The organism is Streptomyces sp. NPDC023723 (genome assembly GCF_040639815.1).
Lineage (GTDB): Bacteria > Actinomycetota > Actinomycetes > Streptomycetales > Streptomycetaceae > Streptomyces.
Genome location: NZ_JBFAAP010000038.1, coordinates 23807 through 43212 on the forward strand (window position 1 = coordinate 23807; position 19406 = coordinate 43212).

Annotated in this window: 18 protein-coding genes; 3 read left to right on the forward strand and 15 right to left on the reverse strand. The window is 72.4% G+C overall.

Annotated features, from left to right (window positions below; genetic code table 11):
• Positions 1-6: 6 nt before the first annotated feature.
• Positions 7-654: a M23 family metallopeptidase gene (locus AB0G32_RS29525; protein ID WP_361169841.1), complete on the reverse strand. Its 648-nt coding sequence runs from the start codon at positions 652-654 to the stop codon at positions 7-9.
• Between the two features lie 778 nt (positions 655-1432).
• Positions 1433-3958, reverse strand: a complete 2526-nt coding sequence (locus AB0G32_RS29530) for an ATP-dependent Clp protease ATP-binding subunit (RefSeq protein ID WP_361169844.1) — start codon at positions 3956-3958, stop codon at positions 1433-1435.
• A gap of 429 nt (positions 3959-4387) precedes the next feature.
• Between AB0G32_RS29530 and AB0G32_RS29535 the strand changes: the two genes are divergently transcribed.
• On the forward strand, positions 4388-5191 hold the full coding sequence (locus tag AB0G32_RS29535) for an SCO3374 family protein (protein WP_361169847.1): 804 nt from the start codon (positions 4388-4390) through the stop codon (positions 5189-5191).
• 59 nt (positions 5192-5250) lie between these two features.
• Here the strand turns inward: AB0G32_RS29535 and AB0G32_RS29540 are convergent, their stop codons facing one another.
• The 10 genes from AB0G32_RS29540 to AB0G32_RS29585 all read right to left on the reverse strand — a co-directional run bounded on the left by AB0G32_RS29540 (position 5251) and on the right by AB0G32_RS29585 (position 13727).
• Entirely contained in the window at positions 5251-5586 is a 336-nt protein-coding gene (locus AB0G32_RS29540; protein ID WP_361169850.1) for an Lsr2 family protein, read from the reverse strand.
• A gap of 233 nt (positions 5587-5819) precedes the next feature.
• On the reverse strand, positions 5820-6353 hold the full coding sequence (locus AB0G32_RS29545) for an amino-acid N-acetyltransferase (protein ID WP_361169853.1): 534 nt from the start codon (positions 6351-6353) through the stop codon (positions 5820-5822).
• A 9-nt stretch (positions 6354-6362) separates the two neighbouring features.
• Positions 6363-6827 carry a BlaI/MecI/CopY family transcriptional regulator gene (locus AB0G32_RS29550; RefSeq protein ID WP_361169975.1) on the reverse strand — a complete coding sequence of 155 codons (465 nt, stop codon included), beginning with the start codon at positions 6825-6827 and terminating at the stop codon, positions 6363-6365.
• 74 nt (positions 6828-6901) lie between these two features.
• Complete coding sequence (locus AB0G32_RS29555) at positions 6902-7084, reverse strand: hypothetical protein (RefSeq protein ID WP_361169855.1); 183 nt, start codon at positions 7082-7084, stop codon at positions 6902-6904.
• A gap of 26 nt (positions 7085-7110) precedes the next feature.
• Positions 7111-7767, reverse strand: coding sequence for a hypothetical protein (locus tag AB0G32_RS29560; RefSeq protein WP_361169858.1), 657 nt, complete (start codon positions 7765-7767; stop codon positions 7111-7113).
• A 341-nt stretch (positions 7768-8108) separates the two neighbouring features.
• Entirely contained in the window at positions 8109-8906 is a 798-nt protein-coding gene (locus AB0G32_RS29565; protein WP_361169861.1) for a type III pantothenate kinase, read from the reverse strand.
• 7 nt (positions 8907-8913) lie between these two features.
• Positions 8914-9897 carry a carboxylating nicotinate-nucleotide diphosphorylase gene (gene nadC, locus AB0G32_RS29570; RefSeq protein WP_361169864.1) on the reverse strand — a complete coding sequence of 328 codons (984 nt, stop codon included), beginning with the start codon at positions 9895-9897 and terminating at the stop codon, positions 8914-8916.
• Between the two features lie 4 nt (positions 9898-9901).
• Entirely contained in the window at positions 9902-11671 is a 1770-nt protein-coding gene (locus AB0G32_RS29575; protein ID WP_361169867.1) for an L-aspartate oxidase, read from the reverse strand.
• On the reverse strand, positions 11668-12690 hold the full coding sequence (gene panC / locus AB0G32_RS29580) for a pantoate--beta-alanine ligase (RefSeq protein ID WP_361169870.1): 1023 nt from the start codon (positions 12688-12690) through the stop codon (positions 11668-11670). The genes AB0G32_RS29575 and panC overlap by 4 nt, the downstream gene beginning before the upstream one ends.
• On the reverse strand, positions 12687-13727 hold the full coding sequence (locus AB0G32_RS29585; protein ID WP_361169873.1) for a DUF2520 domain-containing protein: 1041 nt from the start codon (positions 13725-13727) through the stop codon (positions 12687-12689). The genes panC and AB0G32_RS29585 overlap by 4 nt, the downstream gene beginning before the upstream one ends.
• 151 nt (positions 13728-13878) lie before the next feature.
• Here AB0G32_RS29585 and AB0G32_RS29590 point away from each other — a divergent pair, with 151 nt between their 5' ends.
• Complete coding sequence (locus AB0G32_RS29590; RefSeq protein ID WP_361169877.1) at positions 13879-15108, forward strand: beta-eliminating lyase-related protein; 1230 nt, start codon at positions 13879-13881, stop codon at positions 15106-15108.
• 98 nt (positions 15109-15206) lie between these two features.
• On the opposite strand, the gene AB0G32_RS29595 is transcribed toward AB0G32_RS29590, so the two are convergent.
• Both AB0G32_RS29595 and AB0G32_RS29600 read right to left on the reverse strand, forming a co-directional pair.
• On the reverse strand, positions 15207-15890 hold the full coding sequence (locus tag AB0G32_RS29595) for a response regulator transcription factor (protein ID WP_361169880.1): 684 nt from the start codon (positions 15888-15890) through the stop codon (positions 15207-15209).
• 24 nt (positions 15891-15914) lie between these two features.
• Positions 15915-17117, reverse strand: a complete 1203-nt coding sequence (locus AB0G32_RS29600) for a sensor histidine kinase (RefSeq protein WP_361169883.1) — start codon at positions 17115-17117, stop codon at positions 15915-15917.
• A 127-nt stretch (positions 17118-17244) separates the two neighbouring features.
• Here AB0G32_RS29600 and AB0G32_RS29605 point away from each other — a divergent pair, with 127 nt between their 5' ends.
• Positions 17245-18261: an SAM-dependent methyltransferase gene (locus AB0G32_RS29605; protein ID WP_361169886.1), complete on the forward strand. Its 1017-nt coding sequence runs from the start codon at positions 17245-17247 to the stop codon at positions 18259-18261.
• Here the strand turns inward: AB0G32_RS29605 and AB0G32_RS29610 are convergent.
• Entirely contained in the window at positions 18226-19377 is a 1152-nt protein-coding gene (locus AB0G32_RS29610) for an NADH-quinone oxidoreductase subunit D (protein ID WP_361169889.1), read from the reverse strand. The genes AB0G32_RS29605 and AB0G32_RS29610 overlap by 36 nt on opposite strands.
• Positions 19378-19406 lie beyond the last annotated feature (29 nt).

The window sequence follows — 19406 nt, forward strand, 5'->3', positions numbered from 1 at the left end:
CGCCGGTCAGACGGTCACACCCTTGGAACGCAGGAACGCGACCGGGTCGACCGCCGAACCGTAGTTCGCGGTGGTACGGATCTCGAAGTGCAGGTGCGGGCCGCTGGAGTTGCCGGTGGAGCCGGACAGGGCTATGTGCTGGCCGGTCGTGACGACCTGGCCGACCTTCACGTCGATCCGCGACAGGTGGGCGTACTGGGAGTACGTGCCGTTGCCGTGCTTGATGACGATGGCGTTGCCGTAGGCGGGGCCGTCACCGGCGCCGTTGCCGCCGGCCTTGACGACGGTGCCGCCGTGCGCGGCCATCACCTCGGTGCCGGTGGGGACGGCGAAGTCCTGGCCGCTGTGCTTGTGCGACCACATGCCGCCGGCCTGGTTGAAGGTGGCGCTGAGGGTGTACTTCTTCACCGGGTCGACCCAGGAGGCGGCCTTCTTGGCGGCGGCCTGCTTGGCCTCGGTCTTGGCGGTGGCGGCCTTGGCCTGAGCCTCGGCCTGCGCCTGGACGGCGCCGGCGGTGCTGGAGGCCGCCGTGGTGTCGGCGGCTGCCGCGACCCCGGCTCCCAGCGCGACCGAGGCTCCCAGGCCGGCGGCCAGGACTGCGGCGCGGGTGCGAAGGGTCGTACGGGAAGAGCGGGACGTGACACGCGAAGACATTCGAACCTCATGGGGACGGGATCAGGGAAACGCCCATCCGACGAACGGTCGCTCACCGGGCGGGCTCCACCTTGGTAACCCACCCGCCCGTACCGGCACAAAGGTGTGACCTACGACCGCATCTAGTAATTGACCCCGAAACCACTCACCTCTTGACGTCCTTCTCATTCAGGACAAAGCAGGTCAGGGAGTCGGGGACAGGGCCCTCCAGGGTGACGATATGCCCGATTTCTTACTTATCGCCCCTGCCACTATTCCCCGTAGTACCGCCTGGATCGCCTGTGCGGCATGTCACCGGGGAGCATGATCGAGGACCGGCCGAATGTGACCCGGGCTACGCCCGATCCGGCAGGCCACACCGGGCGGAGGGCAGGGCGTGCGCCCCATGCGGCCGCATGGGGCCTCCCTGTGGTGGTTCCGGGAACGACGGTCGCTCCCGAACCTGGCGGCGGCCGGCGGGCGAACCGCTACTGGTCGTGGCGCCCGCGGTCTGACCGCGGACGTCTTCCAGCGCCCGCCCGACGCCCGCCCGACGCCCGCCCGACGCCCGGCTGCCGACGGGCTGCCGACGGGCCCTCCGACGCGGCGCGACCCTTGAGAACCTCACGCATGGCCCTGGGCCGCCCTGTGCCAGCCGTTCGGCCATCGGGCGGCGTCAGACTCCCGTTCCGGCTGTGTCCTGACCGCCGGCCGGGTGCGGACACCGACAAACACTGAGGGGCTGCCCCCGGGACCGAAGTCCCGGGGGCAGCCCCTCAGTCAGCGCATCCCCGAAGGGCTACGCCTCCTTGCTCAGGTTCGGGCCGGCGCCGCCGGCCGCCTGCTCGATCGGCGGGGCGTCGGGCAGGGCCGACTTCTCCTCGCCGCGGAAGGTGAAGGTCTGGGTCTCCCCCTCGCCCTCGGTGTCCACGACCACGATGTGACCGGGGCGCAGCTCGCCGAAGAGGATCTTCTCCGACAGCGTGTCCTCGACCTCGCGCTGGATCGTGCGGCGCAGCGGACGCGCGCCCAGCACCGGGTCGTAGCCCTTCTTGGACAGCAGCTCCTTGGCGGACTGGGAGAGCTCCAGGCCCATGTCCCGGTCCTTGAGGCGCTCGTCCACCTTGCCGATCATCAGGTCGACGATCGCGAGGATGTCGGCCTGGGTCAGCTGCGGGAAGACGACCACGTCGTCGACGCGGTTGAGGAACTCGGGCCGGAAGTGCTGCTTCAGCTCGTCCGAGACCTTGTTCTTCATGCGCTCGTAGTTGGTCTTCGTGTCACCCGCGGCGGCGAAGCCGAGGTTGAAGCCCTTGGAGATGTCCCGGGTGCCGAGGTTGGTCGTCATGATGATGACCGTGTTCTTGAAGTCCACGACCCGGCCCTGGGAGTCGGTCAGCCGACCGTCCTCCAGGATCTGGAGCAGCGAGTTGAAGATGTCCGGGTGGGCCTTCTCCACCTCGTCGAAGAGGACGACGGAGAACGGCTTGCGGCGCACCTTCTCGGTGAGCTGGCCGCCCTCTTCGTAGCCGACGTAACCGGGGGGCGAGCCGAAGAGCCGCGAGACCGTGTGCTTCTCGCTGAACTCCGACATGTCGAGGGAGATCAGCGCGTCCTCGTCGCCGAAGAGGAACTCGGCGAGCGCCTTGGACAGCTCGGTCTTACCGACACCGGACGGGCCGGCGAAGATGAACGAGCCACCGGGGCGCTTCGGGTCCTTCAGACCGGCCCGGGTACGGCGGATCGCCTTGGAGAGCGCCTTGACGGCGTCCTTCTGGCCGATGACCCGCTTGTGCAGCTCGTCCTCCATGCGGAGCAGCCGCGAGGACTCTTCCTCGGTGAGCTTGAAGACCGGAATGCCGGTCGCGGTCGCGAGGACCTCGGCGATCAGCTCGCCGTCGACCTCGGCGACGACGTCCATGTCGCCGGCCTTCCACTCCTTCTCCCGCTTGGCCTTCGCGGCGAGGAGCTGCTTCTCCTTGTCACGGAGGGAGGCGGCCTTCTCGAAGTCCTGCGAGTCGATCGCGGACTCCTTGTCACGGCGGACGCCGGCGATCTTCTCGTCGAACTCGCGGAGGTCCGGCGGCGCGGTCATCCGGCGGATGCGCATCCGGGAGCCGGCCTCGTCGATCAGGTCGATCGCCTTGTCGGGGAGGAACCGGTCCGAGATGTAGCGGTCGGCCAGGGTGGCCGCCTGGACCAGGGCCTCGTCCGTGATCGAGACGCGGTGGTGGGCCTCGTAGCGGTCCCGCAGGCCCTTGAGGATCTCGATGGTGTGCGGGAGCGAGGGCTCGGCGACCTGGATGGGCTGGAAGCGGCGCTCCAGGGCCGCGTCCTTCTCCAGGTGCTTGCGGTACTCGTCCAGCGTGGTGGCGCCGATGGTCTGGAGCTCACCGCGGGCCAGCATCGGCTTCAGGATCGAAGCGGCGTCGATGGCGCCCTCGGCGGCACCCGCACCGACCAGCGTGTGCAGCTCGTCGATGAACAGGATGATGTCGCCGCGGGTGCGGATCTCCTTGAGCACCTTCTTGAGGCGCTCCTCGAAGTCACCGCGGTAGCGGGAACCGGCCACCAGCGCGCCGAGGTCCAGGGTGTAGAGGTGCTTGTCCTTGAGGGTCTCGGGCACCTCGCCCTTGACGATGGCCTGCGCGAGGCCCTCGACGACGGCGGTCTTGCCGACGCCGGGCTCGCCGATCAGCACCGGGTTGTTCTTGGTACGGCGGGACAGCACCTGCATGACCCGCTCGATCTCCTTCTCGCGCCCGATGACCGGGTCGAGCTTGGACTCACGAGCGGCCTGGGTGAGGTTCCGGCCGAACTGGTCGAGGACCAGGGACGTCGAGGGGGTGCCCTCGGCAGGGCCGCCGGCGGTGGCGGTCTCCTTGCCCTGGTAACCGGAGAGCAGCTGGATCACCTGCTGCCGCACCCGGTTGAGGTCTGCGCCCAGCTTGACCAGGACCTGGGCGGCGACGCCCTCGCCCTCGCGGATCAGGCCGAGCAGGATGTGCTCCGTGCCGATGTAGTTGTGGCCCAGCTGAAGGGCCTCGCGGAGCGACAGCTCCAGGACCTTCTTGGCACGGGGGGTGAAGGGGATGTGCCCGGACGGGGCCTGCTGGCCCTGGCCGATGATCTCCTCCACCTGCTGGCGGACCGCCTCGAGCGAAATCCCGAGGCTCTCAAGGGCCTTGGCGGCGACACCCTCACCCTCGTGGATCAGGCCCAGGAGGATGTGCTCGGTGCCGATGTAGTTGTGGTTGAGCATCCGGGCCTCTTCCTGAGCCAGGACGACAACCCGCCGCGCGCGGTCGGTGAACCTCTCGAACATCGTTAATCGCTCCTCAGAGCGGTCAGGCAGTAAGGGGAACTTCCCCTCCCTGTCCTTCCGCAGCTTAGTCCCGCAAGCGGGGACCGCTCATTCCAACTGCCGACACCGTCGATGGCCTCCTGACCCGCAACGCCGACATCTGCTCCAACCCGATGGTGCGAGACGATGTTCCCGCAGGCCAGGCACTTACCCCAGTCGCCAGTACGCCGATGGCGAACGCGAGCCGGCCTTTTCTGCGTGTCGCCCCCTCTCACTAGGGATGTCTTACCCGCCCCGACTGACAGTCCATGCCGCGCACACCGTTTCCCTCCGCTACGGGCGAACAACCTTGTGCCTCGCCGTGCCCCTTCACGCCCCCGCCGTGAGTACTCCTCGCATTCACCCGCATACCCATCGTGACTCGCGGGCCCTCGGGGCGGTTGCTCCGGCATGGTCGATGCCGGTGCCGAGGGGACCTGGGAGCGACGGGTCCGGCGGTGGTACGAGAGCGGGCTGGGCTGGGAGACGGCACCGGGCACTCCGGTGCGGCTGCGCACCGGCGTCCGCTTCGACGTCCTGGACGTTCCGGCCGAGGCCGGACGGGCGGCCCTGTGGCGGCTCGGCGGGCACGCTCCGGTGGCGCTGCGGGGCGACCGGATGCTGCTGCTGGTGGCCGCGGGCAGCGCGGAGGAACTGCCCGGGCTGCTGGAGTGGCTGGAGTGGGGGACGCTGCCGCTGGATCTGTCGGCGCGGGGGGCGGGGGAGCTTGTGGAGGCTCCCGTGCCGTGGGGGATGAGGGGGCCGAGGGAGCCGAGGGGGCCGGCGGGGGATTTGCCGCGGGGCGGGTGCCTCGGCCGGTGCGGGGAGGGTGGTCTCCCGGAGGTGGCGTCCCCGGAGGTGGCGTCCCCGCAGGTGGCGTCCCCGGAGGTGACATCCCCGGAGGTGGCGTCGTCGGCTCGCGGGGCGGGTGGGGGCGGTGAGGAGAGCGGGGCGGGTGTGGAGGGGGGCCTCGTCGGGGTTCCGGCGGGCGGGCCCGGGGGGTGTTGTCGGCAGGGGGCCGCCGTGTGGCTGCGGCCCCCTGTGCCGGGGGGCGAGGTCGAGGCCTCGCTGCCGACGCTGTCGGCTCCGGGGGACGGTGGGGGCGCCCCCGGTCTCGCACCCGATCTGGTACGGCTGGTCGACACGGTGGCGACGCACTGCCACCGCGTCCGGCTGCGGGGCGCGGGCGGGCCGCGCTCGCAGAGGTGCCGGTGAGTTCGCCGCCCGCGTCGTCGCCGGGCGTCCGGCGGCGGTGGGGACGGCCGTCCCGGTGATCAGCCGTTGGCCTTCTCGTACGCCTCGCGAATGGTCGCCGGGACGCGGCCGCGGTCGTTGACCTCGTAACCGTTCTCCTTCGCCCAGGCGCGGATCGCCGCGGTGTCCTGGCTGCCGCCGGCCGCGGCGCGGGCCTTGCCGCGTCCGCCGGAAGAGCGGCCTCCGGTGCGGCGGCCGCCCTTCACGTACGGGTCGAGAAGGCCACGGAGCTTGTCCGCATTGGCAGTCGTGAGATCGATCTCGTACGTCTTGCCGTCCAACGCGAACGTCACGGTCTCGTCCGCCTCGCCGCCGTCGAGGTCATCAACAAGAAGGACCTGAACCTTCTGTGCCACCGGATTTCCTTTCATCGATAACTTGAGGGCTCGCCGCCCCTTGTTATATGCAGTACTGCAGTACGTCGGAAAGCAAACCGCTTTTGCCGGAAAAACACAAACCCCCGGCGGAGAGCAGTGGCTCCACAGCGGGCCGGAAGATGCGCGTTTCGGACAAAGGGCACCCTTGCGGGGTGGCGTAGGGAGAATAAACCTGGCGGATGTCGTGCGGACGGCAGTACCGGCGCCGACGATCACAGATGCAGAAGCATCCGGCTGTTGCCCAAGGTGTTCGGTTTCACTCGTTCGAGACCGAGGAACTCCGCGACGCCCTCATCATAGGAACGGAGCAGCTCCGCGTAGACATCGGTGTCGACCGGCGTCTCGCCGATCTCCACGAAGCCGTGCTTGCCGAAGAAGTCCACTTCGAAGGTCAGACAGAAAACCCGGCGAACGCCGAGCCAGCGTGCGGTCTCCAGCAACTTCTCCAGCAACTGATGACCGACGCCCGCGCCCTTGAGGCCGGGCTTCACCGCGAGAGTCCGTACTTCCGCGAGGTCCTCCCACATGACGTGCAGGGCGCCGCAGCCGACCACCTCGGCGTTGTCGTCCCGCTCCGCGACCCAGAACTCCTGGATGTCCTCGTAAAGCGTCACCGTCGCTTTGTCGAGCAGGATGCGGCCGCGTACGTAGGCGTCGAGGAGCCGGCGGACGGAGGAGACATCGCTGGTGCGGGCCCGGCGTACGGTGATGGCTTTTGCGGTGACTTCGGGGCTCACTGCTGACATGAGCGGACGCTATCGCTCATCGGGTTCGGGGGCGGAGTCGGGGTTCCGTTCGGAGTCCGGGTTCGGTTCGGAGACCGGGTTCTGGGACTGCGGGTTCTGGGGTTCCGGGGTTTCAGGGCCCTGGGCGATGCGGATGGCGTCTCTCAGGGCCTGCCGCTGTTCCTCGCTCATCATGCCGAAGAAGGCGATGAGGGCGGCGGCCGGGTTGTCGCTCTGGGACCACGCGTCGTTCATCAGGGCGGCGGCGTAGGCGGCGCGGGTGGAGACGGCCTCATATCGATAGGCCCGGCCTTCGGCCTCGCGGCGGACCCAGCCCTTCTGATGAAGATTGTCCAGAACGGTCATCACCGTGGTGTAGGCGATCGACCGTTCCTGCTGGAGATCTTCAAGGACTTCTCGAACGGTCACCGGGCGGTTCCACTTCCACACCCTGGTCATGACCGCGTCTTCGAGTTCTCCCAATGGGCGAGGCACGTTCAGCACACTAGTGGGAGATTCTTCCCGGGGCGTGCTGGACGTGCGGTTTACCGGCAAATGGGATGAAGGGCTCAGGCCTCGGTGTGCGGGGCGGACGGCGGGCGGGCGGCCTCCGACTGGGCGAGGGCGGCGTCGACGGCCGCGTCCTCCTTGGCCTTGTTGGCGCCGCCCTGGGTCTTCACGATCACCCTGATCACGGCGATGAAGAGCACGGCCATGACGACCGGGGGCACGAGCGCGGAGACGTAGTCCATGACCCCAGGGTAGCCACCGGGTCGGCTCAGCCTGCCGCGAGGTGCTGTCCGGGGGCGGGCGGGGGTGGGGCCGGCTTGCGGCGGGGGAAGACCTCGCCCGGGGTGGGGACGGGGCGCTTGGGGGTGGGCGGCGGCGAGGCGGGGCGGGGCTGGGGCTGCGGCTGGCGTTGGGGCCGGCGCTGGGGCTGGGCGGGGGTGCCGGGTTTCTCGGCGGGGCCGCCGTGCGGGACTGCGAGCAGGCGGGTGCGGGCGGCGGGGATGGAGGGGGCGGGGGTGGGGGTGAGGGCGGGGGTGGTGAGGGTGGCCGTGATGGGGGTGGGGGCCTGGCAGCGTCTGAGGAGGGCGGCGGCGGTGGGGTTGCCGCGGAGGGCGCCGAGCGCGGCGAGGTCGTCCCGGGTCGGGCGGTGGCCGGCGCCGAGGGCCTCGTCCAGGAGGGCCAGGTAGCCGGTGGCGGTGCCGGGGAGGGCGGCGCGGTACCGGGCGAGGTCGGCCAGGAGGAAGGTGCGCAGCCGGGCGCTCTCCCGCGTCGCCTCGTCGAGCGACTCGGCCAGCCGGAGGCAGTCCTGGGCTTCCTCGGCCGAGACGGGGCTGGGGTTCAGGGCGAGGGCGAGGGCGCGGCGGAGCACACGCAGCTCCTCCACACCGAACGCCAGGCCGCCGCGGGATCCGTATGGCGTGGGCATGCGGCGACGATACGCGCTAATCAGACAAACTCGGCACAGGGTGTGAGGTGTGGCGTATCGGTCCCACTCGGGTGGGGGGTGGGGGGTGGGGTGCCTGCGGCGGCCTGTGCGGGTTTGGTGGGGGTGCGCGTAGCGCCCTCGGTTTGGTTTGGGTCGGGGCCGGGGTGGGGGGTGTCCGTCCTCGGAACGGCGCGGAATCGGTTTTTTACGGGGGTGGAACGGGTTGACGCGCCAACCGCTGCGGGCGGACACCCCCCGCCCCGTCCCCTTCCCGCCGTACGCGAGTGCGGGTACGTACCCACTCGGGCGCGCCCACCCGCCGGGCAGCGGCGGGGCGCCGTTCAGAGCCGGGACACGTTCCGCTCATAGACCAGACGGAGGCCGATCAAGGTCAGCCACGGCTCGTGTTCGTCGATGACCGAGGACTCGCCGAGGACCATGGGGGCCAGTCCGCCGGTCGCGATGACCGTGACGTCGTCGGGGTCGTCGGCCAGCTCGCGGGCCATGCGGCCGACCACCCCGTCGACCTGGCCGGCGAAGCCGTACACGATGCCCGCCTGCATCGCCTCGACCGTGTTCTTGCCGATCACGCTGCGCGGGCGGGCCACCTCGATCTTGCGGAGCTGCGCGCCCTTGACGCCGAGCGCCTCGACCGAGATCTCGATGCCGGGCGCGATGACCCCGCCGACGTATTCCCCGCGCGCGGACACCGCGTCGAACGTCGTCGCCGTGCCGAAGTCGACGACGACGGCGGGGCCGCCGTAGAGGTCGACGGCGGCCACGGCGTTGATGATGCGGTCGGCGCCGACCTCCTTGGGGTTGTCGGTGAGGATCGGGACGCCCGTCTTGACGCCCGGTTCGACGAGGACGGCCGGGACGTCGCCGTAGTAGCGGCGGGTCACCTCGCGCAGTTCGTGCAGGACGGACGGGACGGTCGCGCAGATGGCGATGCCGTCGATGCCGTCGCCCAGTTCGTCGCCGAGCAGCGGGTGCATGCCCATCAGGCCCTGCAGCAGGACCGCCAGCTCGTCGGCGGTGCGGCGGGCGTCGGTGGAGATGCGCCAGTGTTCGACGATCTCGTCGCCGTCGAAGAGGCCGAGGACGGTGTGGGTGTTGCCTACGTCGATGGTCAGCAGCATGGTTCGCCTACTCCGCCGGGCGCAGGTCGAGGCCGATGTCGAGGATGGGCGAGGAGTGGGTGAGGGCTCCTACGGCCAGGTAGTCGACGCCGGTCGCGGCGTAGGTCTTGGCGTTGTCGACGGTGAGGCGGCCGGAGGCTTCGAGGGCGGCTCGGCCGTCCACCAGGGCGACCGCCTCCTCGCATTCGCCGGGGGTGAAGTTGTCCAGGAGGATCAGGTCTGCGCCCGCGGCCAGGACCTCGCGGAGCTGGTGCAGGGTGTCGACCTCGACCTCGATGGGGAGCTCGGGGAAGCGGTCCCGGACCGCCTGGAAGGCTTCCGCGACGCCGCCGGCGGCCACCACGTGGTTGTCCTTGACCAGGGCCGCGTCCGAGAGGGACATGCGGTGGTTGACGCCGCCGCCGCAGCGGACCGCGTACTTCTCCAGGCTGCGCAGGCCGGGGGTGGTCTTGCGGGTGTCGCGGACCTTCGTCTTCGTACCGTCCAGGGCGTCCGCCCAGGCGCGGGTGGCCGTCGCGATGCCGGAGAGGCGGCACAGGACGTTCAGCGCGCTGCGTTCGGCGGTGAGCAGGTCGCGGGTGAGGGAGGTGACGGAGAGGAGGGTTTGGTTCGGCTCGACGCGGTCGCCGTCCTCCACGTGGCGTTCTACTTCGAATTCGTCCGTGCAGACCACGGACAGGACCGCCTCGGCGACCCTGAGGCCGGCCACGACGCCGGCCTCGCGGGCGGTGAAGTCGGCGGTGGCGACCGCGTCCTCGGGGATGGTGGCGACCGTCGTCACGTCCACGCCGCCGGCCAGGTCCTCCTGGACGGCGACGTTGGCGATGTCCTCGATCTCCACCGGGTCGAGACCGGCCTCGGTCAGCAGCTGGGCGAGCGCGGGGTCCAGGCCGCACTCCAGGTAGTCCTGGTCTTCGTCGGTACCGGCTCCGCAGGCGCAGCCGTCGCCGCAGCCTCCGTCGGGGGCGAGGGGGAGGTCGTGGGTGGTCACGTCGTCACTGCTCCTGGAGAGGTCGGGGGTTTCGCCGCGCCGGCTGTCCGGTCGGGGGAAAGTCTGCGGTCTGCGTGGTGTGCACGGCGAGGGTACGGTCCGGGTTCAGACGTACGACGATGTGGCGGCGCCAGGTGTCGTCGTCGCGGTCGGGGGTGTCCTCGCGCCAGTGGCAGCCCCTGGTCTCGGTGCGCAGCGCGGCGGCGGTGAGCAGGGCGCTCGCCACGCACAGGAGGTTGGTGGTCTCCCAGGTGTCGACGCCCGGCTCGGTGGTCTTGCCGTGCTGGTCGAGGGCCTCGCGGGCCTGGTCGTGGAGGTGCTGGAGGCGGTCCGCCGCCCGGGTGAGGGACTCGGCGGAACGCAGCACGCCGGCGCCCTCGGTCATGATCCGCTGGAGGGTGAAGCGGGCCTCCGGGGGGAGCAGCGGGTGCGGGTCGCGGGCCGGTGCGGGGGTGTGCGGTGTGCGGGGGGTGAGGGTGCCGGACGCCTTGCGGGCGGCCAGGTCGGCGGCGATGCGCTCGGCGTAGACCAGGCCCTCCAGCAGGCTGTTGGAGGCCAGCCGGTTGGCGCCGTGCACGCCGGTGCAGGCGGTCTCGCCGCACGCGTAGAGGCCGGGGACGGTGGTGCGGCCGGTGGAGTCGGTGCGGATGCCGCCGGAGGCGTAGTGGGCGGCCGGGGACACCGGGATGGGTTCGGTGACCGGGTCGATGCCGTGCGCACGGCAGGCGGCGAGGATGGTCGGGAAGCGGGTCTCCCACATGGCCGGGCCGAAGTGGCGGGCGTCCAGGTACATGTGCTCGGCCCGCTGTTCGAGCATCCGGCGGGTGATGGCCTTGGCGACGATGTCCCGGGGGGCCAGTTCGGCCAGTTCGTGCCGGCCGAGCATGAAACGGGTGCCGGCCGCGTCGACCAGGTGGGCGCCCTCGCCGCGTACCGCCTCCGAGACCAGCGGCTGCTGGCCCTCCGCGTCCGGGCCGAGGAAGAGCACGGTCGGGTGGAACTGGACGAATTCGAGGTCGCTCACCTCGGCGCCGGCCCGCAGGGCGAGGGCCACTCCGTCGCCGGTGGACACGGACGGGTTGGTCGTCGCCGAGAAGACCTGGCCCATGCCGCCGGTGGCGAGGACGACGGCGGGCGCGTGCACCGCTCCCACGCCGTCGTGCTGGCCCTCGCCCATGACGTGCAGGGTGACGCCGGCGGTGTGGCCCTCGGCGTCCGTGAGGAGGTCGAGGACGAGCGCGTTCTCGACGGTCGGGATGGTGCGGGCGCGGACCGCCTCGACCAGGGCGCGGGAGATCTCCGCGCCCGTGGCGTCGCCGCCCGCGTGGGCGATGCGGCGGCGGTGGTGGCCGCCCTCGCGGGTCAGCTCCAGGGCGCCGTCGGCCGCCGCGTCGAAGTGCGCGCCGGTCGCGATCAGCCGGTGTACGGCGTCGGGGCCCTCGGTGACCAGGATGCGGACCGCCTCCTCGTCGCACAGGCCGGCGCCCGCGACCAGGGTGTCGTCCAGGTGCTGGCCGGGGGTGTCGCCCTCGCCGAGGGCCGCGGCGATGCCGCCCTGCGCCCAGCGGGTGGAGCCGGCGTCCAGCCGGGCCTTGGTGACGACGACGGTACGCAGTCCGGCCGCCTCGCAGCGCAGGGCGGCGGTGAGACCGGCCACGCCGGAGCCGACCACGACCACGTCCGCGTCGATGGACCAGCCGGGGGCGGGAGCGTGCAGTCGCGGTCGCGGTTCCCGTCGCGGATGCGATCGCGCTGGTATGCCTGTGCCGGTCATACGGCGGCTCCGGGGGTGGTGGCGAAGGTGAGGGGGAGGTTGTCGATCAGGCGGGTGGTGCCGACGCGGGCGGCGACGGCGAGGACCGCCTCGCCGGTGAAGTCCTCACCGGCCTCGGTGAAGTCGGCGGGGTCCACCAGGGCCAGGTAGTCCAGGAGCAGGGGCGGGGTGGCGCGGGCGGCGTCGTCCAGGACCGCGCGGGCGGCGGCGCGGACGGCCGCTGGGCCGCCGCCGGTGCGCGGGGCGGCCTGGGCGACGGCGTGCGTGTCGGCCGCCGCGCGGGACTCGCCGAGCCTGCCGAGCGCGTCGGCCCGCGCCTGCGTGGCGGGCACCTCACGGGCCCGGGCGCGCAGCGCCTCCTGGGCGGCGTGCCGGTCGCGGCCGGCGAACAGGGCCGCGGAGAGGGCGAGGGCGGTACGCCGTTCCGCGGCCGAGAGGTAGCGGTTGCGGCTGGAGAGGGCGAGGCCGTCCGCCTCGCGGGCGGTGGGGACGGCGACGATCTCGATGCCGAAGTTCAGGTCGCGGACCATGCGGCGGATCAGCGCGAGCTGCTGGGCGTCCTTCTGCCCGAACAGCGCGGCGTCCGGACGGGTCAGGTGCAGCATCTTGGCGACGACCGTGAGCATGCCGTCGAAGTGGCCGGGGCGGGAGGCGCCCTCCAGGCGTTCGCCCATCGGGCCGGCGGAGATGCGGACCTGGGGTTCGCCGCCCGGGTAGACCTCGTCGGCGGACGGCGCGAAGACGGCGTCGGCACCGGCCTGTCCGGCCAGCGCGAGGTCGGCGTCCAGGGTGCGCGGGTAGCGGTCGAGGTCCTCGCCGGCGCCGAACTGGAGCGGGTTGACGAAGACGGTGACGACCACCTCGCCGTCCGGGCCGGCCAGCTCGCGGGCGGCCCGGATCAGGGTGGCGTGGCCCTCGTGCAGCGCGCCCATCGTCATCACGAGGGCGCGGCGGCCCCGGCGCTCACGCGCGTGCAGTTCGGCGGCGGTGCTGAGGAGGACGGTGGCGGCGGCGGTCATCGTGCGGTCCCTTCGGGGCCTTGGGTGCCTTCAGGGTTTTCGGGGGGTTGGGGGGCTTGGGGGCCGCGCTCAGGGGCTTCGGGGCCTTGAGGGCCTTCAGTGTCGTCAGGGGCTTCGGGGTCTTCGGGGCCCTGCGTTCCTTCGGCGAGTACGCCGAGCAGGTCCTCGGCGAGCCGTGGCTCCAGCAGGCCGTGGGCCAGGGCCCGGTCGGCGGTCGCGCGGGCCATCGCCAGGTAGCCGGCGACGGTGGCCGGGGCGTGCGCGCGCAGTTCCTCGATGTGCGCGGCGACCGTGCCCGCGTCCCCGCGCGCGACCGGGCCGGTCAGGGCCGCGTCGCCGGAGCGCAGGGCGTTGTCCAGGGCCGCGCCGAGCAGCGGGCCGAGCATCCGGTCGGGGGCGCCGACGCCGGCGGTGCGCAGCAGTTCCAGGGACTGGGCGACCAGGGTGACCAGGTGGTTGGCGCCGAGGGCGAGGGCCGCGTGGTACAGCGGGCGCTTCTCCTCGTCGATCCACTCCGGCTCGCCGCCCATCTCGATGACCAGGGCCTCGGCGGCCAGCCGCAGTTCCGCCGGCGCGGTGACGCCGAAGGAGCAGCCGGCCAGCCGCTGTACGTCGACGGGGGTGCCGGTGAAGGTCATCGCCGGGTGCAGCGCCAGCGGTAGGGCGCCGGCCCGCAGGACGGGGTCCAGGACCCGGGTGCCGAACCGTCCGGAGGTGTGCACGAGCAGCTGGCCCGGGCGGACGGCGCCGGTCTCGGCGAGGCCGGTCACCAGGGCGGGCAGGGCGTCGTCGGGGACGGTGAGCAGCACGAGTTCGGCGCGGCGCAGCACCTCGGCGGGCTCCACCAGCGGGACGTCGGGGAGCAGGGCGGCGGCGCGGCGCCGGGAGGCGTCGGAGACGCCCGAGGCGGCGACCGGGCGGTGCCCGGCGAGCTGGAGGGACGCGGCCAGCGCGGGGCCCACCCGGCCGGCGCCGACGACGCCTACGGTGAGCCGCGCGGGGCGGTCCCTGGGATCGGGCGGTGGGGTTGTGTTCACGCGACGACGGCCTTCCCGTTCCAGTCCGCACTGGGTACCGGACGATTTCTCGTCATGTTAACGCGATCGGTTCCCGGGCGGTCGGTTGTCCACAGGCTGTGGGTGGATAACCGCTGTCGTCCACGGGCCGCCGCCCTGCATGATCGGCTGCATGGCTGATGACGTGACAGACGTGGCAGATGGCGTGACAACAGTGGATGACGTGACAGATGACGTCGAGCCGAGCGGGCCGGTGACCGAGGAAGAGCGCGGGCAGCGGCTGCGGAAGCGGCGCGGCGCCGCCCACCGCACCGCGCGGCGGGTGCTCGCCCGCCCCGGCTTCCTCGCCTCGCTCCGGGACCGGCTCGCCGTGCTGGACGGCGCCGGAGAGCTGTACGGCCTGGACGAACCGGCCGACCAGTACGGCAACGGCGTCGTCACCGCCCTGGAGGAGCGGGTCGCCACGCTGCTCGGCAAGGAGGCCGCCGCCTTCTTCCCGACCGGCACGATGGCCCAGCAGGTGGCCCTGCGCTGCTGGGCGGGGCGCACCGGCAGCCAGGTGGTCGCCCTGCACGGACTCGCCCATCCCGAGGTGCACGAACGGGACGCCTTCAGCCAGGTGAGCGGTCTGCGTCCGGTGCGGCTGACGAGCGCGCCCCGGCAGCCGACCGCCGAGGAGGTACGGGACTTCGAGGAGCCGTTCGGGACGCTGATGCTGGAGCTGCCGCTGCGCGACGCCGGCTACCTGCTGCCCACCTGGGCGGAGCTGACCGAGGTGACCGGGGCCGCCCGGGAGCGGGACGCCGTGGTCCACTTCGACGGGGCCCGCCTGTGGGAGACCAGTACGCACTTCGGTCGGCCGCTGGACGAGATCGCCGGCCTCGCGGACAGCGTCTACGTGTCGTTCTACAAGTCGCTGGACGGCTTCGGCGGCGCCGCCCTCGCCGGTCCCCGGACCCTGGTGGAGGAGGCGCGCACCTGGCGGCACCGGTACGGCGGCATGGTCTTCCAGCAGTTCCCGACGGCGCTGGCGGCACTGGCCGGGCTGGAGCGGGAGCTGCCCCGGCTGCCGGACTACGTGCGGCACGCGCGCGTGGTGGCCGGCGCGCTGCGGGAGGGTTTCGCGGCGGCGGGCGTGCCGTGGGCCCGGGTCCACCCCGAGGTGCCGCACACCCACGAGTTCCAGCTCTGGCTGCCGTACGACGCCAACACCGTCACCGAGGCGGCGATCCGGCAGGGCGAGGAGACGGGCGACCTGCTCTTCTCCCGCCCCTGGGACGCGCCCGGCCCGGGTCTCGCCGTGACGGAGGTCTCGGTGGGGGCCGCCGGGCTGGAGTGGACGGCGCAGGACGTACGGGCGGCGGTGGCCGACTTCGTGGGGCGGCTGACGGAAGCCCGTTGATCACTCGGGCGGGCGGTTGTACCGCGCGATGGTGTCTTTCCGCCGTGCGCCTGCCCGCGCTGCGCCGCCCGGCCGGAGGAGAAGCGGTGACCGTCCGTTCAGCCCCTGCCGCCCGCCCGCACCAGCCCCGTCTCATAGGCCAGCACCACCACCTGTACCCGGTCCCGGAGGCCCAGCTTGGTCAGGATGCGGCCCACGTGGGTCTTCACCGTGGCTTCGGACAGGACCAGGCGGGCCGCGATCTCGCCGTTGGACAGGCCCTGGGCCACCAGCACCATCACCTCCCGTTCCCGGTCGGTGAGCCGCTGGAGGCCGGCGTGCGAGGGCTGCTGGGTGCCGCTGGGCAGCATCGGGGCGAAGCGGTCCAGCAGGCGCCGGGTGGTGGAGGGGGCGACCACCGCGTCGCCGCTGTGCACCGAGCGGATGGCGGCGAGGAGTTCGGCGGGCGGCACGTCCTTGAGCAGGAAACCGGAGGCGCCCGCCTTCAGCGCCGAGAAGGCGTACTCGTCGAGGTCGAAGGTGGTCAGGATGAGCACCTTGGGAGCGCCGGGCTCCCCGCAGATGCGCCGGGTGGCCTCCACGCCGTCCAGTTTGGGCATCCGGACGTCCATCAGGACGACGTCCACGGCGGTGCCGCGCAGCACCTGGAGGGCCTCGACACCGTCCCCCGCCTCCGCCACGACCTCCATGTCCGGCTGGGCGGCGAGCACCATCCGGAACCCGGTGCGCAGCAGTGCCTGGTCGTCGACGAGCATGACGCGGATCGTCGGCAGCGTCGTCATTGGGTTCTTCCGTCCTTCGGTGGCTCAGTGGGCGGGTTTCAGGGGCAGCAGGACGCTGATGCGGAATCCTCCGCCGGGGCGCGGACCCGCGTCCAGGGTGCCGCCCACCATGCCGACCCGTTCCCGCATGCCGATCAGGCCGTGGCCCTGTCCGTCCAGCCCGCCCTCCTCGTACATCTCGTGCGGGGCGCCCTTGCCGTCGTCCTCGACCAGCAGGCCGAGCCCGTCGTCGAAGTAGACCAGCCGGACGCTCGCCCCGGCGTTCGGGCCGCCGTGCTTGCGGGTGTTGGTGAGCGCCTCCTGCACGATGCGGTACGCGGTCAGCTCGACGCCGCTGGGCAGCGGGCGCGGGGTGCCCTCGACCTCGAAGTCGACCGGCAGCCCGGAGCCCCGGCACTCCTGGACCAGGTGCTCGATCTGCTGGACGTCGGGCTGCGGGACGTACTCCCCGGCCTCCTGGTGCTCGCCGGTGCGCAGGACGCCGAGCAGCCGGCGCATCTCGGCGAGGGCCTGGCGGCCGGTGGAGGAGATCGTCTCCAGGGCCTTCTTGGCCTGGTCGGGCGCCGCGTCCAGGACGTACGCGGCGCCGTCGGCCTGCACCACCATCACCGACACGTTGTGCGCGACCACGTCGTGCAGCTCCCGGGCGATCCGGGCCCGCTCGGCGGCCACCGCGACCTTGGCCTGCGCCTCGCGCTCCTTCTCCAGCCGGGCGGCGCGCTCCTCCAGTTGCGCGAAGTAGGCGCGCCGGGTGCGGATGGAGTCGCCGAGCACCCAGGCCAGCGCGAACGGCACCGTCATGAACACGGTCAGCGCGATGTTGCCCGACACGCCCGTCTGCTCGCTGGGCCAGCGCAACTGCGCCACCGGCGCCGCGCACAGCCCCATGGCCAGCGCCAGCCGGGACGCCCAGCGGGCGCCGGTGGCGGCCACCGTGTAGACGATCACCAGCATCGAGAAGTCGGCGGGCATGACGGAGACGTCCAGCACCAGCTGCCCCGCGCCCAGCACGGCGGACAGCAGCAGCATCTTCTCCGGCAGCCGCCGGCGCAGCGCCACCACCAGGCAGAGCAGTACGGCGAACGGGACGATCAGCGCCGCGGCGTCGGTCCCCCGTCCGTCCCGGCTCGCGCCCGTGGACACCAGGGACATCCCGAGCAGGACGAGGGCCCAGAAGGCGTCCACCCCGGTCGGGTGCCTGCGGAGGAAGTCGTAGAGGCGCTGCACGTAACCCAGCGTAGGGAAGCCCGATAGGTGCAGGGGTCAACCGGAGGGCCGATCCCAAGCGGGCGCGCGTACTCCGCAAGGTGGAGGCCGTGCGCATCCGCGCGCCCCCGCTCCGTAGCCTGAGGCGGTGACAGCAGTGGCAGCGGATCAGTGGTGGGGCTGGCGGGACGCCTGGGAGACCGCGCTGTACGGACCGGACGGTTTCTACCGCCGGCCCGAGGGCCCGGCCGGGCACTTCCGTACGTCGGTGCACGCGTCGCCGCTGTTCGCCGCCGCCGTGGCGCGGCTGCTGTGCCGCCTCGACGAGGCGCTGGGCCGGCCGGCCGAGCTGGACTTCGTGGACATGGCGGCCGGGCGCGGGGAGCTGGCCGGCGGAGTGCTCACCGCGCTGCCCGCCGACGTGGCCGCCCGGACCCGGGTGCACGCCGTCGAGGTGGCCGGCCGGCCCCCGGGGCTGGACCGCCGGATCGAGTGGCGGAGCGAGCCGCCGCGCGGTGTCACGGGGCTGCTGTTCGCCAACGAGTGGCTGGACGACGTACCGGTGGAGGTCGTGGAGATTGACGCCGAGGGGGTGGCACGGCGGGTCCTGGTCCGGGGCGACGGGGCCGAGCGGCTCGGGGAGCCGGTCGGCGGGACCGGCGCCGGGTGGCTGGCGCGCTGGTGGCCGCTGCCGCCCGAGGCGGGGCGGCGGGCCGAGATCGGGCTGCCCCGGGACACCGCCTGGGCCGCGGCGGTGGCCACCCTGGACCGGGGGCTCGCGGTCGCCGTCGACTACGCGCACACGGCGGCCGCCCGGCCGCCCTTCGGAACGCTGACCGGGTTCCGCGCCGGCCGGGAGACACGGCCGGTGCCGAACGGGTCGTGCGACATCACCGCGCACGTCGCGCTCGACGCCTGCGCGCTCCCCGGTGGCCGCCTGCTGACCCAGCGCGCCGCCCTGCGCGCCCTGGGCCTCTCCGGCGCGCGCCCCCCGCTCGCCCTGGCGTCCAGCGACCCCGCCGCCTACGTACGCGCCCTCGCGGGCGCCGGACAGGCCGCCGAACTCACCGCTCCGGGCGGGCTCGGCGACTTCGGGTGGCTGCTCCAGCCGGTCGGCGTCGCGGCACCGCTACTTGTCGATGTCCCCGACCACGAAGAACAGTGACCCCAGGATCGCCACCATGTCCGCCACCAGCGTCCCGGGCAGCAGCTCGGCCAGCGCCTGGATGTTGTTGTACGAGGCCGAGCGCAGCTTCAGCCGGTACGGGGTCTTCTCGCCCTTGCTGACCAGGTAGTAGCCGTTGATGCCGAGCGGGTTCTCGGTCCACGCGTAGGTGTGGCCCTCGGGTGCCTTCAGGACCTTCGGGAGCCGCTGGTTGACCGGGCCGGGCGGCAGCTCGGCGAACCGGTCCAGGCAGGCGTCGGCGAGGTCGAGGGCGTTGTGCGTCTGCTCCAGCAGGCACTCGAAGCGGGCCAGGCAGTCGCCCTCCGCGCGGGTGACGACCCGCAGGGTGTCCTGGAGCTCCGGATAGGCCAGGTAGGGCTCGTCGCGGCGCAGGTCGAAGTCGACGCCGCAGGCGCGGGCGATCGGGCCGCTCACCCCGTACCCGTGCACGGCCTCCGGCGACAGCACGCCCACCCCCCGGGTCCGCCCCCGGAAGATCTCGTTGCCGAGCACCAGGTCGTCGAAGACGTCCATCCGGGAGCGCACCGCGGAAACGGCCGCACGCGCGCGTGCCGTCCAGCCGGCCGGCAGGTCCTCCTTGAGGCCGCCGACCCGGTTGAACATGTAGTGCATGCGCCCGCCGGAGACTTCCTCCATGACGTTCTGGAGCGCCTCCCGCTCCCGGAACGCGTAGAACATCGGCGTGATGCCGCCCAGCTCCAGCGGATAGGAGCCGAGGAACATCAGGTGGTTGAGCACCCGGTTCAGCTCGGCGAGCAGCGTGCGCAGCCAGACCGCCCGCACGGGCACCTCCATGCCGAGCATCCGCTCCACGGCGAGCACCACGCCCAGCTCGTTGGAGAACGCCGACAGCCAGTCGTGGCGGTTGGCCAGCATGATGATCTGCCGGTAGTCACGCGCCTCGAACAGCTTCTCCGCGCCCCGGTGCATATAGCCGATCACGGGCTCCGCGCGCACGATGCGCTCGCCGTCCAGGACGAGCCTCAGACGCAGCACCCCGTGCGTGGAGGGGTGCTGCGGGCCGATGTTCAGCACCATGTCGGTGCTCTCCGCGGCGCCGCCGATGCCGACCATGGTCTCCGTCGTGGGAGTCATGCGCCCAGTCTCCCCTACGTACGCTGGGC

Bases quoted from the DNA above. Each gene is read 5' to 3' on its own strand.
- panC (WP_361169870.1), bottom strand. From the start codon at position 12,690: ATGACCGCCGCCGCCACCGTCCTCCTCAGCACCGCCGCCGAACTGCAC.
- AB0G32_RS29595 (WP_361169880.1), bottom strand. From the start codon at position 15,890: ATGACGACGCTGCCGACGATCCGCGTCATGCTCGTCGACGACCAGGCA.
- AB0G32_RS29610 (WP_361169889.1), bottom strand. From the start codon at position 19,377: ATGACTCCCACGACGGAGACCATGGTCGGCATCGGCGGCGCCGCGGAG.
- AB0G32_RS29555 (WP_361169855.1), bottom strand. From the start codon at position 7,084: ATGGACTACGTCTCCGCGCTCGTGCCCCCGGTCGTCATGGCCGTGCTC.
- AB0G32_RS29565 (WP_361169861.1), bottom strand. From the start codon at position 8,906: ATGCTGCTGACCATCGACGTAGGCAACACCCACACCGTCCTCGGCCTC.
- AB0G32_RS29590 (WP_361169877.1), top strand. From the start codon at position 13,879: ATGGCTGATGACGTGACAGACGTGGCAGATGGCGTGACAACAGTGGAT.
- AB0G32_RS29560 (WP_361169858.1), bottom strand. From the start codon at position 7,767: ATGCCCACGCCATACGGATCCCGCGGCGGCCTGGCGTTCGGTGTGGAG.
- AB0G32_RS29535 (WP_361169847.1), top strand. From the start codon at position 4,388: ATGGTCGATGCCGGTGCCGAGGGGACCTGGGAGCGACGGGTCCGGCGG.
- AB0G32_RS29530 (WP_361169844.1), bottom strand. From the start codon at position 3,958: ATGTTCGAGAGGTTCACCGACCGCGCGCGGCGGGTTGTCGTCCTGGCT.
- AB0G32_RS29525 (WP_361169841.1), bottom strand. From the start codon at position 654: ATGTCTTCGCGTGTCACGTCCCGCTCTTCCCGTACGACCCTTCGCACC.
- AB0G32_RS29575 (WP_361169867.1), bottom strand. From the start codon at position 11,671: ATGACCGGCACAGGCATACCAGCGCGATCGCATCCGCGACGGGAACCG.
- AB0G32_RS29545 (WP_361169853.1), bottom strand. From the start codon at position 6,353: ATGTCAGCAGTGAGCCCCGAAGTCACCGCAAAAGCCATCACCGTACGC.